This window comes from Nostoc sp. (assembly GCF_035638895.1).
In the GTDB taxonomy this organism is placed as follows: domain Bacteria; phylum Cyanobacteriota; class Cyanobacteriia; order Cyanobacteriales; family Nostocaceae; genus Nostoc.
Window position 1 is genome coordinate 1 of record NZ_DASQZC010000342.1, and the last position, 10422, is coordinate 10422.

Annotated in this window: 9 protein-coding genes; 4 read left to right on the top strand and 5 right to left on the bottom strand. The window is 37.5% G+C overall.

The window, feature by feature from the left end; translation table 11 throughout:
* Window positions 1-437: 437 nt before the first annotated feature.
* A complete protein-coding gene (locus tag VE944_RS16670; RefSeq protein WP_324978932.1) occupies window positions 438-1031 on the bottom strand; it encodes a hypothetical protein in 594 nt (197 codons plus the stop codon).
* Window positions 1032-1270: 239 nt separating this feature from the next.
* Window positions 1271-1501 (bottom strand): hypothetical protein, encoded by a 231-nt coding sequence (locus VE944_RS16675; RefSeq protein WP_324978934.1) that lies wholly within the window; start codon window positions 1499-1501, stop codon window positions 1271-1273.
* A gap of 311 nt (window positions 1502-1812) precedes the next feature.
* On the opposite strand from VE944_RS16675, the gene ggt reads away from it, so the two are divergent.
* The 3 genes from ggt (at window position 1813) to VE944_RS16690 (ending at window position 5847) form a co-directional block, all read left to right on the top strand.
* A complete protein-coding gene (ggt, locus tag VE944_RS16680) occupies window positions 1813-3636 on the top strand; it encodes a gamma-glutamyltransferase (RefSeq protein WP_324978937.1) in 1824 nt (607 codons plus the stop codon).
* Between the two features lie 140 nt (window positions 3637-3776).
* The gene (locus VE944_RS16685) at window positions 3777-4574 is read left to right on the top strand and encodes a phytochelatin synthase family protein (protein WP_324978939.1); all 798 of its coding nucleotides are present in this window, start codon (window positions 3777-3779) and stop codon (window positions 4572-4574) included.
* Between the two features lie 724 nt (window positions 4575-5298).
* Window positions 5299-5847 carry a GIY-YIG nuclease family protein gene (locus VE944_RS16690; protein WP_324978942.1) on the top strand — a complete coding sequence of 183 codons (549 nt, stop codon included), beginning with the start codon at window positions 5299-5301 and terminating at the stop codon, window positions 5845-5847.
* A gap of 67 nt (window positions 5848-5914) precedes the next feature.
* Here VE944_RS16690 and VE944_RS16695 read toward each other — a convergent pair whose 3' ends face one another.
* Complete coding sequence (locus tag VE944_RS16695; RefSeq protein ID WP_324978945.1) at window positions 5915-6583, bottom strand: hypothetical protein; 669 nt, start codon at window positions 6581-6583, stop codon at window positions 5915-5917.
* Between the two features lie 376 nt (window positions 6584-6959).
* Between VE944_RS16695 and VE944_RS16700 the strand changes: the two genes are divergently transcribed.
* The gene (locus VE944_RS16700) at window positions 6960-8255 is read left to right on the top strand and encodes a S41 family peptidase (RefSeq protein WP_324978948.1); all 1296 of its coding nucleotides are present in this window, start codon (window positions 6960-6962) and stop codon (window positions 8253-8255) included.
* 467 nt (window positions 8256-8722) lie between these two features.
* Here VE944_RS16700 and VE944_RS16705 read toward each other — a convergent pair whose 3' ends face one another.
* Both VE944_RS16705 and VE944_RS16710 read right to left on the bottom strand, forming a co-directional pair.
* Window positions 8723-8872 carry a hypothetical protein gene (locus VE944_RS16705; protein ID WP_324978950.1) on the bottom strand — a complete coding sequence of 50 codons (150 nt, stop codon included), beginning with the start codon at window positions 8870-8872 and terminating at the stop codon, window positions 8723-8725.
* Between the two features lie 40 nt (window positions 8873-8912).
* Window positions 8913-10313, bottom strand: coding sequence for a hypothetical protein (locus VE944_RS16710; protein WP_324978953.1), 1401 nt, complete (start codon window positions 10311-10313; stop codon window positions 8913-8915).
* Window positions 10314-10422 lie beyond the last annotated feature (109 nt).

A 10422-nucleotide genomic window follows, 5' to 3' on the forward strand; every position in this document is an offset into this window, starting at 1 on the left:
TGTGTTAACCAAGTGCTTGATTATTTAGAACAACAAGATTTCATCAGTGCTTTGGAGCTTGTTACAAAATAACTTTAACTATGTATTTACAGTAATTATTGTCAAAAAACAGAGGAGAGGAAATAACAGTTAATTTTCCTCTCCTGTTTTCTCAATTTTGTAATCGAGTCTTATTCTATTGGATATTTATAGAAGTTACAACGAATGCTTTACTTTTACAGTTTTTAAACAAGTTGAATGTCTAAACTAGTTTGGAAACCAGTAGGCTTATTTTCAAGAATGGCGAATCTAGAATCTTGGAAGAATAAAGAACCAACTCCAATCAATTGCAGACACGTAGCATTCTTCGCGAAAAACACAATTGACTCTTAACTATTCTGATTTTTGATTTTAGCTCTTGAATTCTTACATTAAAGATTTAATCCTACGACTTAAATTCAAATTTTTTGTAACCCTTTGTTTCTCAATAACAAACTGAAACTAGATACTGCCAATAAACCCAAGATTATTGAAGGTTCAATAACAGCAATAGATTTCGGTTGACCTTCAATGGAAACAGTAATTTTTACAGGCACATTACCTGTTCTAGTGAACAGACCGGTTGTTCCAGAGAAAAATGCTCCATCGCTAAAAGTCAGTATTTTCCCATCAACAGAAATCTCGCGTTTTTGAAAAAAGCTAAACTTAGAAGCTGGATTCCACACAACCTCTTGCCCAGGTAAAATCGTGTAAGTGATTTGAGATAAATTGAAATTAGTATCATTTTGAACGTAGCGAGAACTAGTGCCTTCAGGAACAGAAACAGTGATTATATCCCCTGGTTGACATTGTTTTAAACTACTACAAAGACCAGAAATGGTAGTATTAGATGGAGGAGTTACCAAATCTCCAAGGCTAAGAGCTAGATTAGCAGCAAGTACCTGTTGGTCATTTATCCCAAACTCAACACCAAGGGTTGCAATCGCAATCGCGCAAGTGGTAAGAATTGATACTCTACATTGGGTTTTGAAAAATGCTGCTGGTCGAACCATGACTTATTTAAGTACTATGTGAGTTGCATAAATACTAAGTAAACATGCTTAGTATGTCGTATGTATGACAACTATATTGTTATTTGCGGTTTTCTAGAAACAACCTACAGCAAGTAGACAAGCAGCAAATATAATGTTAATAGTACTTTAATTCTACTTTTTGCTAACTTTGATATTTAAGCTAGATATTAAAAAAACTACTTGTTACCCATTCCAATCAACTAGCTCCCTGTCTACAATTACAACTTAGGGACTTTCGGATATTTAGCCAACAACTTCTTGACGGCTATCATCAGCGCCGGAAGATCCGAGTACTCTTTCAAGAACTCGAAACCAGGATTCTGCCCTGAAGTGCCTGCCACACGTGAGTTTCTGCATACGTTCCAGCCGCAGATTTGACCGCGCAACAATAGGCCGTCGCGATCCTTTATCAGGATTAGGCGCAGGTGCAGGAGAACAAGTATTTTCATGATTAGTTTCCGGCACTTCTCTAAGAGACGCTCCGCGAACACCTGAGACTGCCTTTTCAATTTTCAACGTAACTGATTGAAGGAGTAGAAAATTCATTTTTGACGGCGGGTGCAAACGTATGAAGTTGCAGAGGGTGATAAATGCAGATAGTTGGTATTACTCTGTTGTGCGCTCACTTCACTCTATCGTTATTAAATGCTAATCAAAAGCGAGAATCTCTCAAATCTAGAGCAATTGTGTCAATGTAAACTGGAATAAACCTTATTTTTTCTACATAATTCAAATATCATTGCTAATTTTTAGCACTCTAATGAAAAAACGCAAAAAATTTCAATCTTGTTTACTATTTTTGGTCGTTGTCTCTGGATTAATTGGCTCTGCTTTTGCTATAGATATGGTAGTTTTTGGTAGCATTTACCATCCACTGACTTACTTTTACAAGATTCTAAGCTTTATAGGGTGCAAAAATTCTCCATCTTTACACTGTAGAAAAAGTATTCCTTTGGATAGATATCCGACTGTATCCGGTCAAAACGGTATTGTTGTCACCACACAGCACAAAGCAAGTGAGGCAGGAGTACAAATTCTTAAAGAAGGTGGCAATGCAGTTGATGCAGCCGTAGCTGTAGGATATGCATTGGCTGTGACCGATCCCTGCTGTGGTAATCTGGGTGGTGGTGGATTCATGCTCATTCACCTTGCTAATGGTAAAGATACGTTTATCAACTTCCGAGAGAAAGCACCTTTAGCTGCAACTAAAGATATGTATCTTGATAAACAGGGTAAAGTCGTTTCCGGGTTGACTACAAATGGTTATCTTGCAGTCGGAGTTCCTGGAACTGTCAAAGGACTAGAGCAAGCACTTTCTCAATATGGAACTATGACCCGTCAAAAGGTTATGGCTCCAGCTATACGTCTAGCTGCTGAAGGGTTCCAACTAGGCCAGGGAGATATTCAAATTTTGAAAGCTGGGACTCCACGGTTTAAGACTCAACCGAATGTTGCAAATATATTTTTAAAAAATGCCAAACATCCTTATCAAAGTGGCAATCGCTTAGTACAGAAGAACCTAGCCCAAACCTTAAGACTAATTGCCCAGCAGGGAAGCGATGTTTTTTATAAAGGAACGATCGCTAATAAAATTGTCAAAGCAAGTCTTGAACATGGCGGTATCTTAACACTTAAAGATTTCACTAGTTACGCAGTCTCCCAAACCCAGCCGATAAAATGCAAGTATCGTGGCTATGAAGTCATTTCTGCTCCGCCTCCTGGAGGTGGTACTACTCTATGTCAGATGTTGAATATTTTAGAAGGGTACGAGTTAAAAAAGCTCGGTTGGCATTCTTCAGAAAGCTTACACTTGATGCTGTCAACTATGCTGTATGCCTATGCTGATCGAAATCAATATTTAGGCGATCCTCAATTTATCAAAAATCCAGTTGAGAAATTGCTATCAAAAGAATATGCAGCCAAAGTCCGTTCTCAGATTCCTAAAGAGCGGGCAATTTCTCCAAAGCCTCTGTTTTCCAGCATTACACTCAATGAAGGAACTAACACAACTCACTACTCTATTGTGGATCAATACGGTAATGCTGTAGCTGTAACTTATACCATCAATTCCTATTTTGGAGCAGGTGTGATACCTGGTAATACTGGCTTTTTTCTGAATAATGAGATGGATGATTTTACGGCTAAACCAGGAGTGGCGAATAATTTCGGCTTAATGCAAGGAAGTGCTAACAGCATTGAGCCAGGAAAACGCCCTTTAAGTTCTATGGCACCAACTATAGTAACCAAAGACGGTAAAGTTTTTATGGTCACGGGTAGCCCTGGTGGTTCAACAATTACAACAACTGTTTTGCAAATCATCACTAATGTGATCGATTACGGTATGAATATTACTGAAGCTGTAAATGCTCCTCGGATTCATTATCAAGGATTACCTAATGTAGTCATCACTGAACCTTATGCCCTCAACTCGAAGGATTTGCAAAACTTGTGGTCAATGGGATACAGGGTCGCTCCCTTTGTCTATTGGGGCGCAGCTGGATCTATTTTACTGAACCCTCAAACAGGTTTGCTCTACGGTGTTAATGATAGCCGCAAGCCTGCGGGTCAAGCATTGGCTTATTAAGTGTAAGTGATATTTTTGGTTTCTTCATTGTCCCACCTGTTCACACAAAAAAAATGACAGCGTGGTTACGCCATCGGACTATGATAATTGGAAGTGACTGTTTACACCAAAACTTAGGAAAAATTGGTAATAAGTAGACAATGGAAGACAACAAAAGCTTTCAACAGCAAGCTACAAAGATAAAACGTCCGGTGAATAAACTCAAGGGTCGAGTTCGGCAAATTGCTGTGGTTACAGCCAGTGTCACTGGATTGCTAGGTATCAGCACCGTTGCAGCATTAGGATATTATGCATTTGTACCACCATCCGTCAAACGGTTGCCACTTCCGTCAAATCTAATTTCTCTAGAATCACCCCTAGGAAAAGAAATACTAAGTTCTAGTCAGATAAAACAAGACTACACGCCACTTGTTAAGAATCTAGAAACTCAAAAACGCCCTGCTTATTGTGGTGTTGCCAGTGGAGTAACAGTACTTAATGCTTTAGGCAGAGGTGAAAGCACATACAAGCGTCTTGATCAGTCAAGTTTTTTCAGTGGTGCTGCTTCTCGCGTTCGCTCACCTTACTTAGTAACTTTTTTGGGGATGAGTCTTGATGAACTAGCAGAACTTTTGCAAAGCCATAATCGGACTGTAGGGATATATCACACATCAAGCACTACGTTAGAACAATTTCGTACTCAAGCCAAAGCAAATTTAAAAAATGATCAGGATTTCGTAATTGTCAACTATAACCGCTCACAGATAGGTCAGAGTGGTGGAGGGCATATCTCTCCGATAGCAGCTTATTCTGAGAAAATGGATAAATTTCTCATTGTGGATGTCTCAACTTATAAATACCCTTCTGTTTGGGTTTCAACATCAACACTTTGGGCTGCAATGAATACTAGTGATGCTATTTCAAAGAAAACACGCGGTTACTTAATAGTTAAAAAGTAGATGTTATACCATTTTGACTGAAGGCACATATCAAATCTTGGCTATAGGTTTTAAGATCAGCTGCTTGGACTGCGAATATCAATGCCAAAGCTAGATATTGCTGAAAAAGTTCGATAAAACGAGGGCCTAAATTTGCGGAATTAAATCCTTGGCTATTAATATTTTGATTAAATCTAGAGCAGTAAAACTTGCTAGAGTAGATTTTTAATGATTGAAATAGGCGTAAATAGGTAAACCAAAATTTTCAATAATAACGAATTTACTAGGTTTAAGTTTTTGCTCTAGCTAGTTTTGCCACGCTAGGATTAAATTGTTCAGCATGGGTCGGAAAGCGATCAACAATTGAGTTTCCATAAAAGGTCAATAGAGGCATGATTGAGTTTCCATTGCATTTTCTTTACAGTCCCATAGATGTGATCGCTCTTAAGAAAAGAAAGACTCAATTCATTATGGTAACGCTGGTAAAATCGTTAGCGTCTGAGTACCTGTGATAGAGGAGATCCCCCAGGGCAAACGCATCTAAATATTGATGAGCATAGATAAAAGTAGAAAGCACCAGAAGCTAGACCCCATAGTACTTTTAGAAAGTTAAACATCAATTAGCAAAGTAATGATAATCATTATGATGGGGTGGGTGGGTTAGAGGCAACCGACGGTTGCCATTAAAGAACGTGATATTCTCATAAAATCTCCAAAGAAGAATTACGCTCTTATTCTCCTCTCTATGAAGCTGAAGCCAAAAATCACAATTGCTGACCATTTTTTGGGAATAGAAGAACCACTATTGCTCAAAAAACTGTTGAAACTGGAGCTAGCGGCCAAACACGCTTTATATAAAAATGCAGCAGATAAGTTATATTGCCTTACTGACTTAACACTTTATCGCGCTCAATTTCAACGAATTTTATCTTGTACTTTGTATTTCTTAGAGATTCAAACACACATTGGCACTTTACACAAGATAGGAGTTACTACTAGACCTATCCAACAGCGATTGGCAGAAATAGAAGCAGATTTACTCGATCATTATAAAACTGTCGAGATTCAAGTATTAGGAACTTGGCCACACAGAGGTAATGTTGAGCTATATTTCAAGCACCGTTATCAGAATTACAATTATCGCATCGGCAGTTTAACCGAGTATTTCAAATTTAATCCCTCAGATGCTAACACTGTCCTAAGTGAGCTACATGGTATGAAAGCTAAAGTAATTTCTCCAGTTGAGATAGAGATTCTTAAGGACAATATTAGCTTATCTCAAGTTGCTATCTAGTCTATACTCATGCTCTGCAACAGCCAGGTTCCATATTTCTATGCGATCGCCAAAGCAACACTAATTGCTATTTTTTAGACTTTTTGTGCTTTGTAGGGTCAACTAACCGATATGATTGGTCAGATTCACTCGTCGGAGGAAATGGATTTCCAGCAGTTGATGTTACCTCTAGCCCTGTGCCTTTTCCATTAGAATTAATTACTTCGTACTGTCCGCTAATGGGAGTGCGTTCCCCTGGAATATGCAATGAGGATTGAGCCTCCAATGTTTGATCACCTGACTGGCTTAACTGTGCAGTGCCAGCAGTATAAATTAGAGAAAACTGCCTCGTAATTTCAAAACCTGGAACATAACCGCCGTGGAACGGTATTTCTAATAGTTGACTGAGCGCCCCTTTAATTTCTGAAATTGGTTTAAGCAGTTTTTCGTTGTCCTGGCTCCATCTAATAATTTGTGTATCTAGCAATTCTTGAAACTCAAGAGCGTGTAACGTCGCATCCTCTGAGGAAGTTTGGTTATCTACAACAATCGATAACTTGAGAGTGAACAAAAGTTTCGTTTGTATTTCTGGAGAATCATCATTAGAGGTAACTTGCGTACAATACTCGTCTACATGAAAACCAAACTGGGCCTTAAAATGGGAAAAGCTCAATCGTTGAAGTTGTTCGCTAAGATATGGTAGTAATCCCCTATCGGGATCTAATAGGATTTGGCGGACGATTGGTATTTGTATCATAAATACTCTACAAATTTTAAATTAAACGTTTTCTTGACTAACAATTTCACCAGATTCAGCACTTTGAGGCATCCATCAAACTGACGAGACTTAGCTCAATCGCTCTACCGATTTACTTAAAACATCTTTGGTGCTGCAATATGCCAGATAATTGCTCCCATCCCCGACTAAAGGAGCAATTATACACTGTGGGGACAATACGGTTCGGTACTGACCTGCAAAGTAGTTTATTTCTTGAAAATCTTGTAATTAGGCATTTTTTTGAGTAATGCTTCAATAAGCGAACTTACAAAAATTAAAAATAGTACAAGCGGAACTAATAACTAAGGATTTTCATCACTTGGGATGAAGTTGCTCATTTAAGAGACACAATAACATGAGGACATTCCAGCTTACTTTCTTAAAACATTCAGCCAAAGTATTTATTTTAAGTGTTTTTATTTTGCTCCTACTGTGGTTTAGTTCACCGCTTCTACCAATATTTGCAAAATCAGAAACTCAAATTTTTGAGCAAGTTTGGCAAACAATAAATGATAATTTTTACGATCCCAACTTTAATGGAGTAGATTGGAAATCCATTAAAAAACAATATCAACCTCAGCTAATAAAAGCTAACTCAACTAAAGATGTTGCTGTTGTCCTTAATCAAATGCTTTCTCAACTCAAATCTTCTCATACTCGATTTTATACTCAAGAAGAACCTGCTTATTATCAGCTTTTAGGGATTTTCTTACCTCAAAACCCTGGCTTAAATAAGCAACTAAAAAAGTTTTTCCCTAAAGGTAAACTTGAGTACACTGATATTGGCTTGTTCACCAAAAATATCAATGGCAAAACATTTATTAGCTCTATTCTTGATGAAAGCCCTGCTGCCAAAGTTGGCTTAAAGGTAGGGGATCAAATTTTAAGTATTGATGGTTATTCATATCATCCAATACACTCTTTTGCTGAAAAAGCAGGCAAAACCGTCAAAATTTTGATACAGCGATCGCCCGAACCGAGCAGCCAGCAAGAAATTGCTGTCGTGCCAAAAATTTTTGATCCTAGCACGATGTTCTTGCAAGCTCAGACAGCCAGTGTTAAGCTAATTGAGCAAGATGGCAAGAAAGTTGGTTATATTCATATATGGTCAAATGCAGCAGACCCCTACCAGCAAAAACTTCAAGATGAACTGATTTATGGTCGCTTAAAAAATGCAGACGGTTTAGTTTTAGATTTAAGGGATAGATGGGGTGGAGGAGATGTTAGTTATCTCAACATTTTTACTGCCAAACATAATCTTAGCATCACTAACATTCCACGAAACCAACGCCGTTATACCTACAACTATCAATGGAAAAAACCTGTAGTGATGTTAGTGAACTCAGGCAGTCGTAGTAGTAAAGAAATTCTCGCGTTTGGGTTTCAACAAAGTAAGATTGGCCCAGTGATTGGAACTCAAACGGCAGGAGCCGTACTTGCAGGTCGTCCTTATTTAATGCGAGATGGTAGCTTACTTTATGTTGCAGTTACGAATGTATTTGTTAACGGCAATCAAAGGCTGGAAGGTAAAGGTGTAACACCAGACATTAATATTCCATTTCCTCTAGAATATGCCCAAGGACTAGATCCTCAAATACAAACAGCTATAGAAACTGTGTTACAAGCAAAATTCTCACCAATAGATAAATAGCTCAAAATGCTTTTAGCTTGAGTTTGGAATAATTTGCATTTAGCAGCAATGAATAGAAGGCAAGAGAAAGTTACCCAACTTCTTTTAGAGGCTGAGTTAAGCGGAATCGTTAAAAAAGAAGTAGAAACTAAGCAGCAGTTAGATCAGCGTTCTTAAGTGATTCTTCGGTTTTAGGTTTTTTAGATGCGGGGCAAAGGGGCAGAGGGGAAAGAACAAGGCACATTGAACTCTCCTCTGCACAAGCGCAGGCTTAATCGAGGTGTGGTGAGAAATCCAGGTTACGAAGGGCAGTGATTCTCACAAAAATACTCTATTGAGTTATTTACATCAATAGAGTATATAAATTTACTATAATCATCTTTTACCAGACTCACTTTATACTATGACAAACATTTATACCTCTGTATAAGTACTGCGAATCTTGCCTACAGCGATCACATAAAGCACTGCATAAGGGCAATCACTCTTTAACCTACTCTCATCACTACGGCTATCTCCTGATATCCCTTAATCTTTTCGTCGTAGTATTCGCCAAAAATCACGGCGAGCCGCGATGAACGATGTGTATATGGTTTCTGTATTGGTAGCGGCGCTTCCAAACTCAGTCCTTCTAGCATAATCCTTCTGTCAATAAAGTTTGAGACGTGCTAACTCTGCCTATAAATTGACCAAAAAATGAGCTATTAAAGTATTCCTTTCGTAAGATAATAAGTAAAGATGCAGGAGATTTGGGTTATCTTTATCAAGGTGCATAACTGAACCATCAACTGCTAAATGATGATGATCTATCCACCGATCCTGCGAATCTAGTAATACACTGAAGAAAGGGCTGACATCTGGATGATTATTCTTTAATTCTTCGTAGCTTTGATAAAAAGGAGGTATACCAATTCCCATTGGCATATATAATCCTTTAGAATAATTTTCTACAGGCAATTGAGGAAGCTTTTTCAGATTAACACCACTTATGAATAATCGATTTTTTTCCCCAGTCTTAGTATCAGTAAAGGCTAACTCAACTTCCTGTAAAGTTTGCTCTACACCAATCGGTTTTATATTCCTTAAAATCGCTTTATCAAATTTGCCTATTCTCCAGTATTCATTTCCCCAAGGTTTATTTTGATCGTAAAATCCTGGAGGACGAAAAGTCGCAAATTTTATTTCATTTTTATTGTCGTAAAAATCTTTCCATATTGTGAGATTTCTCGCTAGGACAGTTCTAACTTTTCTACTTTGCTCTCCCGATACAATTATTTTTTCATCAATTGGAAACTCAATAGTTACTTCTTTTTGCTCAATTACGTTTCTTAAAAGATCAGTTTTGACTATTGTGCCACTTGGATCTTGCCAATGTTCTAATCTCCACCAATGCTGTGAATAAGGAATATTATTAATCTTTTCAAAGATATTCTTGTAATGTCCCATCGGGAAAGTAAACCAACTTTGATAATAAAGAGTTTTATTGCTATCTTCTTTAGTAAATAGCAAAATTTCCCAATATCCTGCATTTAGACAATTGTTAGCCAAAGCAACTTCGACGAGGTTTTGCTTTTCAAAACCATCTCCGCCAATAATTTCTATATCTTTTGAACTAGCAGGAAAACTAACTTGTTGTCTGTTCCATTCCCGATCTGTCAAAGCAATTACTTCTAAGCCTGGATCTTTTTTAGCCCATTGAGGTATTTTCGGAACTAATAGCTCTAAATCGACATTTTTGATAACTATTTTTGCTGTGTTTTTATCTGTTGCTTCTAGCACAAAATCAAAATGTGTCTCATCCCTCTTGATAATGGTTAAATTGCGATTCGTATATCTTTGAAAGTTTTTGCCTAAAGGAGCAGGATTTGCTGGATAATCTACATTAGATAATTCTTGTAATTTTACAGCCATCTTATTATCAAATTTATATCTGGATTGAAACCAGAAACCGCCCAATCCTAGCAAAGCAAAGAAGAAAATGAGGCTACTAAATAAAGCCTGTTTCTTTGTGATTAGAATTTTTTTACTTTTAAATAGAGGAAAGGCTAGAAACTTTGCTTTCGCTAAATCATTCTTCATGAGAAAATTCCTCTATATGAGAACTTAATTAATAGAAGAGAACATTCTGTCAAATTGATTTCTGAATTATCTCAATGAAATGCAAATTAATCAATAGCTAATTAACGTA

Excerpts from the sequence above, each read along its gene's own strand:
- VE944_RS16670 (WP_324978932.1), bottom strand. The coding sequence starts at position 1,031 with ATGGTTCGACCAGCAGCATTTTTCAAAACCCAATGTAGAGTATCAATT.
- VE944_RS16675 (WP_324978934.1), bottom strand. The coding sequence starts at position 1,501 with ATGAAAATACTTGTTCTCCTGCACCTGCGCCTAATCCTGATAAAGGAT.
- ggt (WP_324978937.1), top strand. The coding sequence starts at position 1,813 with ATGAAAAAACGCAAAAAATTTCAATCTTGTTTACTATTTTTGGTCGTT.
- VE944_RS16685 (WP_324978939.1), top strand. The coding sequence starts at position 3,777 with ATGGAAGACAACAAAAGCTTTCAACAGCAAGCTACAAAGATAAAACGT.
- VE944_RS16690 (WP_324978942.1), top strand. The coding sequence starts at position 5,299 with ATGAAGCTGAAGCCAAAAATCACAATTGCTGACCATTTTTTGGGAATA.
- VE944_RS16695 (WP_324978945.1), bottom strand. The coding sequence starts at position 6,583 with ATGATACAAATACCAATCGTCCGCCAAATCCTATTAGATCCCGATAGG.
- VE944_RS16700 (WP_324978948.1), top strand. The coding sequence starts at position 6,960 with ATGAGGACATTCCAGCTTACTTTCTTAAAACATTCAGCCAAAGTATTT.
- VE944_RS16705 (WP_324978950.1), bottom strand. The coding sequence starts at position 8,872 with ATGCTAGAAGGACTGAGTTTGGAAGCGCCGCTACCAATACAGAAACCA.
- VE944_RS16710 (WP_324978953.1), bottom strand. The coding sequence starts at position 10,313 with ATGAAGAATGATTTAGCGAAAGCAAAGTTTCTAGCCTTTCCTCTATTT.